The sequence below is a fragment of the Paraburkholderia sp. EG304 genome, assembly GCF_046543485.1.
GTDB lineage: Bacteria > Pseudomonadota > Gammaproteobacteria > Burkholderiales > Burkholderiaceae > Paraburkholderia > Paraburkholderia youngii.
The window spans coordinates 61,920-75,507 of sequence record NZ_JBKGUA010000027.1 but is presented as its reverse complement, the minus strand read 5'-3'; the positions used below and the strand labels follow the sequence as shown (position 1 = coordinate 75,507).

10 protein-coding genes are annotated in these 13,588 nt (G+C 63.3%); 8 read left to right on the top strand and 2 right to left on the bottom strand.

The annotated features are described in order from the left end of the window. Positions 1–76: 76 nt before the first annotated feature. Positions 77–346, bottom strand: a complete 270-nt coding sequence (locus ACLFKU_RS27300; protein ID WP_368582962.1) for a hypothetical protein — start codon at positions 344–346, stop codon at positions 77–79. A 433-nt stretch (positions 347–779) separates the two neighbouring features. Here ACLFKU_RS27300 and ACLFKU_RS27295 point away from each other — a divergent pair, with 433 nt between their 5' ends. Continuing rightward, the gene (locus ACLFKU_RS27295; protein ID WP_410851149.1) at positions 780–2,939 is read left to right on the top strand and encodes a protein kinase domain-containing protein; all 2,160 of its coding nucleotides are present in this window, start codon (positions 780–782) and stop codon (positions 2,937–2,939) included. 28 nt (positions 2,940–2,967) lie between these two features. Here the strand turns inward: ACLFKU_RS27295 and ACLFKU_RS27290 are convergent, their stop codons facing one another. Then, positions 2,968–4,998: an SUMF1/EgtB/PvdO family nonheme iron enzyme gene (locus ACLFKU_RS27290; RefSeq protein ID WP_410851148.1), complete on the bottom strand. Its 2,031-nt coding sequence runs from the start codon at positions 4,996–4,998 to the stop codon at positions 2,968–2,970. Between the two features lie 422 nt (positions 4,999–5,420). Here ACLFKU_RS27290 and ACLFKU_RS27285 point away from each other — a divergent pair, with 422 nt between their 5' ends. From ACLFKU_RS27285 to ACLFKU_RS27255, 7 genes are all read left to right on the top strand, one after another. After that, on the top strand, positions 5,421–5,813 hold the full coding sequence (locus tag ACLFKU_RS27285; RefSeq protein ID WP_368583210.1) for a DUF4399 domain-containing protein: 393 nt from the start codon (positions 5,421–5,423) through the stop codon (positions 5,811–5,813). Positions 5,814–5,859: 46 nt separating this feature from the next. Then, positions 5,860–6,297, top strand: coding sequence for a DUF4399 domain-containing protein (locus ACLFKU_RS27280; protein WP_410851147.1), 438 nt, complete (start codon positions 5,860–5,862; stop codon positions 6,295–6,297). 250 nt (positions 6,298–6,547) lie between these two features. Next, positions 6,548–6,832, top strand: a complete 285-nt coding sequence (locus tag ACLFKU_RS27275; RefSeq protein ID WP_176106806.1) for a hypothetical protein — start codon at positions 6,548–6,550, stop codon at positions 6,830–6,832. A gap of 315 nt (positions 6,833–7,147) precedes the next feature. After that, positions 7,148–8,560 (top strand): efflux transporter outer membrane subunit, encoded by a 1,413-nt coding sequence (locus tag ACLFKU_RS27270; RefSeq protein ID WP_410851169.1) that lies wholly within the window; start codon positions 7,148–7,150, stop codon positions 8,558–8,560. A 240-nt stretch (positions 8,561–8,800) separates the two neighbouring features. Beyond that, positions 8,801–11,413: an FHA domain-containing protein gene (locus tag ACLFKU_RS27265; protein ID WP_410851146.1), complete on the top strand. Its 2,613-nt coding sequence runs from the start codon at positions 8,801–8,803 to the stop codon at positions 11,411–11,413. Next, complete coding sequence (locus ACLFKU_RS27260; RefSeq protein ID WP_368582955.1) at positions 11,391–12,764, top strand: HlyD family efflux transporter periplasmic adaptor subunit; 1,374 nt, start codon at positions 11,391–11,393, stop codon at positions 12,762–12,764. The genes ACLFKU_RS27265 and ACLFKU_RS27260 overlap by 23 nt, the downstream gene beginning before the upstream one ends. A 37-nt stretch (positions 12,765–12,801) precedes the next feature. Continuing rightward, positions 12,802–13,554, top strand: coding sequence for a peptidylprolyl isomerase (locus ACLFKU_RS27255; RefSeq protein ID WP_368582954.1), 753 nt, complete (start codon positions 12,802–12,804; stop codon positions 13,552–13,554). Positions 13,555–13,588: the final 34 nt, after the last annotated feature.

Here is a 13,588-nt window from a genome sequence, read left to right as displayed (position 1 = left end):
AAAACGTATGGAAAGCGGACATGCATGGCTGGCGGCGAAGCGGCCCGCGACAGCGGGCGCCTCGCCGCGCCATGCATTAGTGGCCGTTGGAGTTGCTCGACACGACATACGGGCTGAGCGTCGAGTCGATGCCTTCGGAGAACGCAACGTTGTTGCCATTGGCGTTCTGGAAGTTCAGTTCGTTACCGATGAATTGCGAGGTGGTGCTGTTCTTGATGCTCGTCGGCGCATAGACCGGGGCGAAGCTGTAGTACTGGCTGGGGCCATAGCCACCGCGTACGGCTTTCATGGCCTTGCTGTCGAGTTGTTCGGTAACGGACAGGTCTTTGATCATCAGCGTTTTCATGGTGAGTCTCCTGAAGGAAGTTTTCGCAGTGTCGCGAGTGGTTTCGAGCAATTCGTTTGCTCGGACATCACTAACGCACAGGCTGTGCCAGTCTTAATGAACTATCCTGAAGAAATCGACGAAGCCCTGTCGTATAAGGCTTTTGCGCGCGGTTCGGCCGCCGTGCCGGTCCGTTCGAACCGCGTTGACGCGCTAGAGGCGGTGGCGGCGGTCCGACATCGCGGCGGACCCTGTTGGCCCGCGCACGACATTGCGCGCGACACCATGCGGCGCGGCGCGCGGCCCATGCCTGGTTTGCCTGGTTTGCGAAAGCGCGGACCGGGAGCTAGTATCGAAACGGCACATGTAACTGGATACGACAGCTTCTCTATCGACCCGCGTGGCGTCGGTCGCATGCGACACGGTCCAGCGGCAACGGCGGTGCTTCGCAAAAATGGCTAGCCTTGCGCGTGTGATTCTCGACTTCCAGAGCGGCGAGCTGTCGCGCGACGAGTTCGTCGCGCAGCTCGACAGCGCGCTGGCGACCGAGCAACTCGGTCCGACGCGGCTGCTGGAGACGCTATACGCTGCGCATCACAAGTCCCCGTTGCCCGACGATCTCTATCTGGAAGTGCGGCGGCGCATCGAGCTGCTGCGCGTGTCGAACGTCGCGGCAGGTGGCGACGAAACCGGCATACAGACCACGGTCGATCTACCGTCGCTGCGTTCGGCGAGCGCGGGTAGCGCTGGCAACGCGGGCAGCGCGAGTACCGCCGGAAGCAGCGCGCACGAGACCATCAAAGGCATCGGCGATACGCTGAACAACCGCTTCGTGCTCGAAGAGTGCCTCGGCGTGGGCGGCATGGGCACCGTCTACAAGGCGCTCGATCTGCGCAAGCTCGAAGCGTCGGACCGCAAGCCCTATCTCGCGATCAAGGTGCTGAACGTCCAGTTTCGCGGCAATCCGAATTCGCTGGTCGCATTGCAGCGCGAGGCACGCAAGGCGCAGGTGCTCGCCCATCGCAACATCATCACCGTGTACGACTTCGACCGCGACGGACCGATCGTCTATCTGACGATGGAGTACCTGAGCGGCAAACCGCTGAGCCAGCTGCTGCGCACGCCTGGATATCAGGGCATGCCGGTGCGGGCCGCGCTGCCGATCGTGCGCGGCATGTGCGCGGCGCTCGCGTACGCGCACGAGCGCGGCTTCGTCCATTGCGATTTCAAACCCGCGAACGTGTTTCTGACCACCAATGCCGAAGTAAAAGTGATCGACTTCGGCATCGCGCGCGTATTCCAGCGGCCGGAAGAGGAGAGCGACGCGACGGTGTTCGATCCCGGCAGTCTCGGCGCGTTGACGCCGGCCTATGCGAGTCCTGAGATGATCGAGCATCCCGAGCCGGACCCGCGCGACGATATCTACGCGCTTGGCTGCATCACTTACGAGCTGTTGACCGGACATCATCCGTTCGATCGCCTGTCGGCCACGCAGGCGCGCAATGCCGACTTCAAGCCGCAGCGTCCGCCGAATCTCGATGCGCGCCAATGGCGCGCGTTGCGTGCCGCGTTGTCGTTCGATCGCAATACGCGGATGCCGAGCGTCGTGCGCTTTATCGCAGAGTTCGACAATGAAGCGCGCGCGGAGAAGTCCGGGTCGCTCGCGTGGGCCGGGCTCGCTACTCTGGCCGTCGTTTGCGCGGTTACCGTGGGCGTTTTCGCGGTTCGCTCGGGGTCACACCGGCAGCAGGCCGCGCCATCCGAGGCGGCGGGACCGCTGGGCGATCAGGTCGATCGGGCGGCTGCGGCGTCCGCTGCCGCGCCTGCGACGAATGCCGCACAAACGGCGCCGTCGGCTGGCGCGAATGAAGGAAGTCCTACAACGGGTGGCGCGGCCGCAACCGCGCCTCCGTCGCCCGCGACCAGGCCCGCGTTGACGCTTGCTGCGATCGCGCCCACACTTGCCCGCGTACCGTGTTCGGCTTTATCGGGCGCGGTGCAGGACCACGCACTGACGGTGCGCGGTTTCCTGTCGCAGCGGTACGGCGCCGCGCGTCTGCAGGAGACCTTGTCGCGGCTGCCTGGCGTCGATACGGTTTCGCTCGACGTGCGGCCGCTCGCCGACGACAAATGCGACGTCGTCAAAACGCTTGCGCCGTTTCTGGTGCGCAACTGGCAGGCGGGACGGGCAGCGTCGCTGCACATGCGACCGCCAAGCGGTTTGCTGACCGAGAACGACTCGCTGGTGGTCGACCTCAAAGCGCCCCCGTTCGATTCCTTCGCGACCGTCGACTACTACCAGCTAGACGGCCACGTCGTGCACATGGTGCCCAGCCGTCTGTGGCCGGACAACCAGATGCAGGCCAATGGCGGTCCATACACGATCGGCAGCACTGCGGGCGATTGGACGGTATCGAAGCCGTTCGGCTCGGAGATGGTGGTGCTGGTGGTGACGCCGGTGCCGCTGTTCGACAAGCTGCGCCCGGAAAGCGAAGCGCGCGCCGATTATCTGCGCGCGCTCGAGACGCGGTTGAAGCAGATCGGCGGCCAATACGGTCAGGATCGTCTGTTGGCGGACTTCGCGCCGATCACGACCAAACCCGCCAAGCCATGATCCGTCAGAGAGCCAATCGAAACGGCCCTCAGCGCAGATCTTTGACGACGCGAAAACCGTTCTGCGATTGACGCACGCCCGCGCTGTATTTGAAGCGCGTCGCGCTGAGCATGTAGTCGCCGCCTTCGCGCCATGAGCCGCCGCGAATCGTGCGCATCTCGCAGCCGGGCGTGTCCCACGCATGGCCGTCGACGGGTGCGCCCTGATAGGAGTTGTGCCAGCAGTCGGCGGTCCACTCCCAGACGCCGCCGTTCATGTCGTACAGACCCAGAGGATTCGCGGCGAACGTGCCGACGCTTTCCGGTCCTTCCTTGTGCCAAGGGTCGCCGCAGTCCTTGCAATTGGCGTTGCCCTTGCGCATCTGATCGCCCCACCAGTACGCGGTCGTGGTGCCGGCGCGGTCCGCATATTCCCATTCGGCTTCGGTCGGCAGACGGTACGGTTTGCCGGTCGTTTTGGTGAGCCATTTGACGTACTGCTGCGCGTCGTCCCAACTCAGATCGCGCGCGGGTGCGGTCTTGATGCTATTGCTCTCCGGGGTCAGCTTCTGGCATGCGCCGGCGGCGACGCACGCATTCCATTGCTCGACCGTCACCGGGAATTTGCCGATCGCGAAGGGTGCGCCGATGCTCACGTGATGGACGGGCTTTTCCGACGGATCGTCGGTATTGCTGCCCATTGCGAACGAGCCGGCGGGTACCGCGACCATGATCGGACAGGCGGCGCAGTCGCGGATTTCACCGGCGGTCGGCGGATGGGCGACGGTCTTTTCGGCGAATGGCGCCGCGGCGGCCGTGGCGGGCGGCGTCGGCGCCGGGGCGGCAGCGGGGCGCGGTGGTGGCGGCGCGGCCGCGCTCGCTTGCGCCGTGGGACGCGCGGCCTGAGCAGGTGGCGCGGGTGGCGCGACGTGACCGCTCTGCGCCGCGGGCGCTGCGGGCGGCGCAGCACTCACCGCCGGCGTCGATGCCGCCGCGCGCAATCGATCGATACGCGCATGCGCGAGCGTGGCGAAGCGGCCATTCGGATAGGCCTTCAGATAAGCCTCGTAATCGGCTGGGTAGTTGCTGTCCTTGATCGACTCCCAGAACGTGATTTCGTATTGTTCGCCGCTTTCCTTCGGCATGATGCCGCGACTGCGCGGCGTAATGGCGCGATCGTCCGACGTAATCGACGACGCGATAGTACGTTCGCCACTCGCGGGAATGGAAGTACGGGCCACGGAGAGCCACGGCTGCTGCGCTCCGCGTGTGGCGGCGCGAACTTCGGCGGCGACGTGCCGGAACAGCGCGGCGAGCGATCGGGACGATGCGTCGGCATCATCGAGCGCTTGCAGCAGCGCACCGGTGTAGACGCCATGCCGCGGACCGTCCGCCGCGAATCCACCCGGCGCGGTTGCGTACGCAATCACGGTGTTGGCAGCGATCTTCGGTTGGTCGATTGCAATCCCGGCGGGCATAAACGGATTGTCGAGGCAGGTATCGAGAATCACCAGATTGAGCTGGCCGGCGGGAGCGGATTGCATCGCCTGCAAGACGGTATTCAGTTCGACGCCGTTATTCAAGAGCGACACCGGTGCGCGGTTATCGGCTCGAGCATCGAGTCCCGCCGGCAAAAGCAGCGTTTGTCCGGGTAACTGCATGCCGTGTCCGGCGAAATAGAACAGCCCGATATCGCCAGTTTTCAAACGTCGGTGAAATTCGTCGATCGCCGCGCGCATTTGCGGCGGCGTCGCATTCGTGCGGGTGATCACTTCGAAGCCACGCGCACGGAGCGCAGCGCCGATCGATTCGGCGTCGCGCGGCGCGTTAGCGCGAATCGGGTTAGTGGCGTCGCCGTATTCGCCATTTCCGATCACAAGCGCGATACGCCGCGAATGGGTGCCGTCGCGTGACGAAACAAAGGGTGAAAGGAGCAAAGCGGTATCCGCCGGCCGCCCCGGTTCACTCGTTACCGAAGCCGCACTCGGCTCGATGAATTCGCGTTGCGTCGCGGCACCGGCGCTATCCCACTGCGCCTGGATTGCCCCAACCACGCACACCAGCAGGAATCGTCGCCACATCGTTTTATCCTGTTTGTACCGGACAGAATTCAGGCATTCGCGCACCACGATCGCGCTGTCCGCGCTCATTATTAACGATAGCACGCGCTTCGCGTCATAACTGTCCGGGAGTCCTGAACGCGTCATACGGTTAACGAGCATTGCGTATCTTTTTAGCAAGTTAAGTTCTAAGCTGATTCACAAAGTCACCTCACACGGCCGTTTTAACTAGGTGGCTGTCTACCGGTTGCAATCCGCGACAAGCCGCTCGAACACCCGGATGGCCATCGATAGCCGGGCCCAGCCATGACTCCTGTTCGGGAGAGTGCGCTATGCGAAGAACCCGTGTTTCCTCTCTTTTCGGCAGACGTGATCTCGCGCAAGCGCATTGCGGCGGATTGCGCGCGGCGGTGTGTGCGACGCTCGTCGCGGTGTGCGTCGGCATGGGAACGGGTGGCGTCGCGCGCGCCGAGCAGACGGCGTCACCGCCGGGGGCCGAGGAGTACATCATCTGGCCGTCGGATGGCGCGGTGATTCACGGCGGCAAGCTGTGGGTGCGCATGGGGCTGCGAAATATGGGCGTGTGTCCGAAGGGCATCGCGTTTCCGAATACCGGCCACCATCATCTGCTGATCGACACGGATTTGCCCGCGCTCGACCAGGAGATTCCATCGGATCGCCAGCACCTGCATTTCGGCGCGGGCGAAACCGACGCGCGCATCGAGTTGCCGCCCGGCAAGCACACGCTGCAGCTGATTCTCGGCGACCATAATCACGTGCCGCACAACCCGCCGGTGTATTCGAAGAAGATCACCATCACCGTGCTAAAAGACTAACGCGATCCGTTGGTTCGAACTGGTCAAGCCGGAACGGAGAGTCCTGATGAACAAGATCATTGTGGCCGCGGCATTCGTCGCGGCGGCGCTGACGGCATCGACAGCGCCGCAGGGTGGGTGGGCAGCGACGCCGTCGCCGCCGAGCGCATACGCGTATATCGGTTATCCGAACGATGGCCAGGTGGTGCCCGCCAATAAGCCGTTTCGCGTGTGGTTCGGCCTGCGCTTCATGGGCGTCGCGCCGAAAGGCGTGAAGTACCCGAACACCGGTCACCACCATCTTCTGATCGATAGCGAGCTGCCGCCGCTGGATCAGGAGATACCCTCGGATCGCCATCATCTGCATTTCGGCGCGGGCGAAACGGAAACGATGATTTCATTGCCGCCTGGCAGGCATACGTTGCAGCTGTTGATGGGCGACGACATGCATATACCGCACAGCCCACCCGTGTATTCGAAGAAGATCACGGTGATCGCGCGCTGACTGTCATCATGCAGCCAACAATCCCGCGTGCGCTGTTGGCTGCGATCCACCATTCGCGAGTCCCGCTGCGCCGGTCGGTAGCGGCGCCACAGCGCCTGCGTTCCTCCAGGCCTTTACTGCGGGCCCTGACGACGCGAATGTCGAAAGCGAAGCACTCCTGGCATAGCCCATGCATCAGTAGCGCCCGAGCAGACAAGTTGCTCGCACCCGACGCACCACGATGCGCTTTCCCTTTTCCAGGAGTTTTGCCATGAACACGCTGATGATCAAGGACCTGTCCAATACCGAACAACTCGACAGCAAGGCGATGAGCGCCGTGCGCGGCGGCAACAGCTACTACTGCCCGATGCCGTCGTACCTCAGCTATGCGCCCGTCTATGCGCCGACCAGCATCAAGAACATCTGCACGACGCAGTCGATCAACACGGAAATGAACATCCAGAGCGCGAACGGCAACAACTCGGCGCTGGTCAGCGGTACGACGACCTACATCGAACCGACCGTGTACTCGAGCAACGTCAACAACGTGAAGTGAGCGGCGCTCGCACGCGCGGCCCGAGCGGCCGCGTGTGTGCGCCCCAATAGCCGCGTCGCTCAAAAAGACCACGCATTCGATCGTCCTTTCCACGCATCCTTCGCGTATCCGCCGCTCCCTGCATCGAGATTTCCGCCGCTTCATCGCTGAAGCCGCGCGGAAGCGGCTCGGCCTGAAAAAACCGGCCATCTCGCGCGAAACAGGCGGGTGCAACTGGAGACAACCGTGTCAGCATCGCCGGATTCGTCGTTCGGTTTGTCGTGTGATTCGCCGGACCTTCAGCGGGTTTGTGCCGCCAGCACGGCGCCGCGCCAAATGGGCCGTGTGCTGCGCGGCCTCGGCGCCGCAACGATGTGCGCATTGGCGTTGAGTGCCTGCGTCGACGTCAGGATGCCGGCTTATCAACGGCCGGACACGCCGGCCAAGACATCGTGGTCGGATCGCCAGGGCGCGCCGGTATCGGCCGCGGAGACGATCGAGCGCGACTGGTGGAAGGGCTTCCAGGACCCGTATCTGGATACGCTGATCGACAAGGCTATCGACGGCAACTTCGATATCCGGGTGCTGGCCGCGCGTATCGAAGTCGCGCACACGCAGATCAGCGAGACGGGCGCGGCCGCCTTGCCGACCGCGGACCTCGGTGCCGGCGCGGACTACTCGAAGACGACCGGCCAGCCTTTGTCGAGGACCTACAACCTCGCGCTGCAGGTGAACTGGGACATCGACATCTGGGGCAAGGTCGAAAAAGGCGTGCAGGCACAAAAGGCCGAATTCCACGCGACCGAAGCGGATTGGCGCGCGGGGTATCTCGAACTCGTCGCGAACGTGGCCAGTACCTATTTCCAGATCCTGCAATTCGACGACCAGATCGCCCAGCAGCAAAAGACCATCGCTACGAATAAGCAAATCCTGACGATCTACGAAGGGCAGGCGCGCAATGGGATCGTGCCGCAAACGCAGGTGTTGCGCCAGCAGGCGGAGATCAACCGCCTCACCAACGATCTGTACGATCTGCGCCGCTCGCGGGCTGTTTCCGACAACGCACTGTGCACGTTGCTCGGCGTGCCGGCCGGCGAATTCCATGTGCCGCAGGGCCATTTGCAGGAGCGCGTGAAATTGCCGGGCGTGCCCGATGGTTTGCCCGCGCAATTGCTGTCGCGCCGCCCCGACGTGGTGGCGGCCGAATTCAGGGTGCTCGAAGCCTATGACCTCGTCGGTCAGTCGAAGCTCGCGCAATTGCCGAGCATCGGCCTGACCGCTCAGGGGGGCACGGCAAGCTATGCGCTCAACCAGCTGCTGAAGTCGTTCACGTTCGGGCTGATGCCAAGCATCAACTTTCCGCTGTTCGATCCGGGTGTGCGCGCTCATGTGAAGGTGAGCGAGGCGCAATCGAAAGTCGCCGAACAGCAATATCGGGTGGCCGTGATGGGAGCGTTCGAGGAAGTGGAGAACGCGCTCGTCAATCTGAGTGCGCATAAGGCGCAGCATGAGGAATTGCAGCAGCAGGTGGCGCGCTTGCAGATCGTCGCGGATCAGATCCAGTCGCAACTGCGCCTTGGCGTCGTGTCGCAACTCGAGGTGTTCGAAGACGAGCGGACCCTGCTGCAGGCGCAACAGGCGTTGCTGGAAAACCACCAATTGATTCTGTCCGATACGGTGACGCTTTATAAGGCGCTCGGCGGTGGATGGCCCAGTGTCGACGTGCAGGCGCAGGCCAAAGAAAAGTAACGAAGCATTGAGCTAATCCATCAGTTGGCGTACCACGCGGGTATTTCGTCGGCTGACGACTCATCCGCCGTCTTCTCATCCGGCGATATCCAAATTGACACTGTCGATGCGTGACTTAAAATCCTTTAGGGGTCAGCGTTTGCGTGGCTCTTCGCGACAATTTCGTTGGGCCGTCGTTCTTTGTCCAGTTCGCCCCGCGTTCCTGCCGCGGCAGGTAAACGCTTGAGCGATCCAGAGAAAATGGCCACCGGCGAAGCTCCGATTGCTGAAATGCGCACGACAACGGACGCCGCCTTCGACGTGGTGCTGTCGCCGGTTGCGTGCGCACAGCGCCCAGCGCTCGACGCCATTCGCATCGTCGACAACCTGTTCGCGGTCGGCCGCAGCGAAGCGCCGTTCAGCGACTATCCCGCGCAATGGACCGCCGGTCTGTCGCGTCGGCATGCGCGTGTTTTTATCGAGCATGGTGCGGTTTATGTCGCCGATCTCGGCAGCAAGAACGGCACGACGGTCAACGGCATCGCGGTGCGGCAAACTCCCGCGCGCGTGCGCGGCGGCGATGAACTCTGCTTTGCCGGTGAACTGTGCTATCGCGTCGGCATCGAGCCGCGCCCGCGCGTCGTCACGGGCGGAAGCGCTTCTTCCCTCGCCCATCTATTGCTGGTGCCACAGCGCGACGATCTGGGTCTGCAACCGGTCGACGTGCTGGCTTTTCCGTTCCTGGTCAGCAAAACGGACGAGATCTTCTCGCGCTACAAAGACCGTTATCCGCACCAGGTCAATTACATTTCGCGGCGCCATGCGCACCTGTTTCTGAAGGGCGGCCAGCTCTACGTCGAGGATCTCGGCAGCACCAACGGCACGTTCGTGAATGGCCAGCGGATCGGCGAATCGGCGCTTGCGCTGGTGGATGGGGATGTCGTTGCATTTGGCGGCGATCACTTCGTCTACAGGGTGTCGCTACAGAACTCCGCCGACGCCGAACCCACCGTGACCCAGTTCTCTCTTCGTCCCGCTGCCGACAGTGCCGCCGATGCCGACAAGACGACCTTCGTCGGCGCGGCGCATTCGTTTCTCGACATCTTTTGCGTCGATCCGGCACTGCAACGCGAAGACGAAGTGAACGAGGCGGCGCAACCCGGCTCCGCCCGCGCGAAGCGTGATGGAGCCGGGGCGGCAAGCGGCGCGCAAGCCGCAAAGGGCGCGCAGGCGGCACACCCGGCGGACACGAAAGACGGCGCAAATGAAAGAAGCGGCAAAGCCAAAGCCGCGGCACGTAGTAAGCCGCGTCGCTGGAAGATGGTCGCCGGCGAACTCCACAAGGCGTTGGCGGACGGCGAGCGCACCAATGTTCGGCGCGCGGCGGCATGGGGCGGCGCGGGTGTTGCGCTCGTGGTTGCGCTTGGCGTGGGCCTCTATCTGCACGGTTCATCGGAACGCGAGTTGAAGAGCCTGCTCGCGAACGGTGATTACTCGAACGCCCTGACGATGGCACGCGGCTATCTGGCCACGCACCCGACGGACACCAGGATCAGCGCGCTCGCCAGCGAGGCATTGCTGAAAGCGAACTTGCCGGGCTGGATCGAAGCCGTGCAACGAGCGCAGTTCGACCAGGCCGACGCGCTGCTGAAGAACATGAGGGCGTTGAGCGCGACGGACTCCGATGCCGCGTCGCTGGTCGGCGAATTGCAGTGGGTCGGCGATCTCGAACGCTTCGTTGCGGCGCGCGGCGGCGTCGACGCGCCGATCCGCATGTATACGGACGAAGCGACGATCAACGGCCTGCTGCACCGCTGGGACGACGACGCGGCGAGTCATCAGCGCGCGCTCGACCGGATTGCGAGCTACGTGCCGGCCTTCGCGGAGCCCTACGCGCACACGCTGAGCCATCTGCGCAAGCTCGAAAGCGACGATTCGGTGTACGTCGCCGCGATAGATCGGCTCAATGGCGTGATCCAAACCGAACTCTCGCGCGACAAACCCGACGCGCTGCCGCCGGTATTCGACGATTACGCGCAGCGCTACCCACGGCTCGCGGGGCTCGATAGAGTGCGCGACGATTTGCGCCAATACACCGCGCTGCTGAATGCCGCGTTGAGCCGCCAATTGACGTCATTGCTCGCGATGATGAAAACGGCGCGCTTCAGCACACCGCCTTTCCAGGCGCAATACCAGCAGCTTGCGGCGACGCGTTTGCCGTCGGCGGACATCGTTCAACGTCAGGACGCGGTCGATGCCGCGTGGCAACGCGGCGACGCGCAGCAGGCGCTCAGCGATTTGCAGTCGATGCCGGCGAGCCCATGGTCCGACGTGCTCGCGGCCGAAGCCGCGCACAAGAAGGCGCTATCCGATCAATACAACGATCTGCAGAAAACGCGTGGCGGCAAAGATTACGACCAGCGTCTGCTGTCGTTCTACGCGAGCCTCGATCCGCGAACCGACGCATGGTTCGTGCAGGCGATCCAGAGAGACGTCGCCGCGTTGCATGACAATGCGCTCGCGCGTGCGCAGGATCTGTTGCTGCGCGCGCAAAGCCTGTGGAAAGAGTACCGCGCGAACGGCCCGATCGGCGGCACGCAGCGGCTCGAAGCCGGCATTTCGCCGGGCTTTCGGAGCGAGGCGCGTCTGCTCAGCGACGCGCAGACGGCGGCACGGCAGGGCATGCGCATCTACACGCAGCTGAAGGCCGATCATGCCGCCGACTTCGATCGTCTGCTCGCGGATATCGACGCGGAAGCGAGTTTGCAGCGCCGCTCGTTGACCGAGTTGCGCATGGTGCTGGACCCTGGGCTCCTGAAAGCGAAGCTCGCGTTGATTGGAGGCGATCAGAGTGAAACGCGATCCTCACCCTAAGCCGTTGTCGGAGGCGCTGGAAGATCATAGCGTCGAAGGCATCGCGATCCTGACGTCCGAGCCGGTGCGGATTGCGCGCGCGCTGATCTGGGCGATGGTCGCGCTCGTCGTGTCGGGCTTGCTGTGGTCGTTCGTCGGCCGCGCGGATGTGATCGTCAGCGCACCTGGCACGTTGTCGCCGGAATCGGAGGTGCGGCGCATCTATACGCCGATCGACGGCGAACTCGCGGACCTGTACATCGCCGAGGGTCAGCCGGTGTCGAAAGGCGACGTGCTCGCGCGGCTCAATGCGCGCGGCGCGATCGAAGCTGCGAGCAACGCGTTACAGGCGCAACTGAAACTCGAAGACGCCGAACGCGAATGGAAGCAGTTTCCGGAGAAGAAGGCGTTGATGGAACGCAAGGCTGCGTCGTTGAAGGCGCAACTCGAAGTCGAGGAGCGCCTGCACGAGAACCGCGTTTCAGAAGGCACGACGAAGCTTGCCGAAGGGCAGAAGGCCGAACTCGACGAAGCGCGCAGCTCGCTCGACAACGCACGCCGCGCGCGCGAAGCGGCGAACCAGGAACTGGATCGCTATTCGCGGCTGTTCGCGCAGCCGGGCGGCGGCGGCATTGCCGAATTGCAGGTCGAGCAGAAACGCACGGCCGCGCTCGAAGCGGATAACGCCTTCCGTGTCGCGCAGTCGAAGCTGGCCGAACTGGACTTTCGTCTGAGCCATGAATACGCGCAGGCGAACGCGCAACTCGCGACGAGCGGCCAGCAAAGCACCGATCTGCAACTGCAATACGATCAGGCGGTGCGCGACGTCACCGATGCGGAAGACAAACTGCGCGTGCAATTACAAAGCGCGCGCCTCGAAGCCGATGCCGCTGCGCGCGTGCGCTTCGAGAACATCGATAAAGACAATTTTCTGCTGATTCTGGCGCCGGTTTCCGGCGTGATTACCGACGTCACGTCGACGCAGCGCGGCGACAAGATTCAGGCGAATGCGCCGCTCGGCGGCATTGCGCCAAAAGACGCGCGGCCCGTGCTGAAGATCGAAATCTCCGAACACGACCGCGCCTTTCTGCACGTGGGCCTGCCGGTCAAATTGAAGTTCAATGCGTTTCCTTACCAGCGCTACGGATTGATCAGCGGCACGCTCGCGTATATCTCGCCGGCCACGAAGCCGTCCGCGCAGGACAAGCAACCGGTCTACGAGGGCCGCGTCACGCTCGACAAGGATTACTACCAGGTGGCCGGCACGCGTTATCCACTGCGTTACGGCATGACCGCCAGTGCGGAAATCGTCGTGCGCGAACGGCGCCTGATCGACCTCGGTCTCGATCCGTTCAGAGAGGTGGCGGGTTGAGCGCGCGAATCAAACATCCAAGGAAGGAGCAGAACAAATGACCGCGATAGTGCGTATCGATGATGAAGTCGTGGATGTGGACGAGTTCATTCGTCTTCTGAAACTGACCGGCCAGTTCGAGAGCCTGATCGAGCAGATCGTGCGCGACAAGCTTACCGTCCATGCGGCGAAAAAGCAGGGCATCACTGTCAGCGCCGATGAAATCCAGCAGCGCGCGGATCAGTTTCGCCGCGTGCGCGGGCTGCATCGCGCGGCTGACATGAATCATTATCTCGACGCGCTGCACGTGAGCCTCGACGAATTCGAGGTGTTCATTACCGACGGGCTCTATCAGGAGAAGATGCTCGACGACATCGGTAACGACGCGGCAATCCGTGATTACTTCGCGTTGAATTCACCGAAGTTCGACGCGATCGAGGTCAGCCATATCGTGCTCGATAGCGAAGGCAAGGCGAAGGAAATGATCTCGTACCTGCACGATGACCCCGACGCCTTCGCCGAGATGGCGCGCGAGCATTCGATCGCCGACACGCGCGAGTCCGGCGGCGTGATCGGCAAGGTACTGCGCGGTTCGCTGAAGCCCGATATCGAGGCGAAGATCTTCAATGCGGCGGTCGGCGATCTGCTCGGTCCGTTTCCGTCGGCGGACCGTTCGTGTTTCGAGATCTTCGCGGTGACGGCCAAATATCCGGCCACGCTCGATGCCGACGTGGCCACTGAAATCCGCCGTTTGCTGCGCGAGAGCTGGCTGATTGCCCGCGCCCAGGAACACGTGATCGAAGCGCGCTAGTACCCGACTAGCGCCCGATGAAGCGAGGCTCACC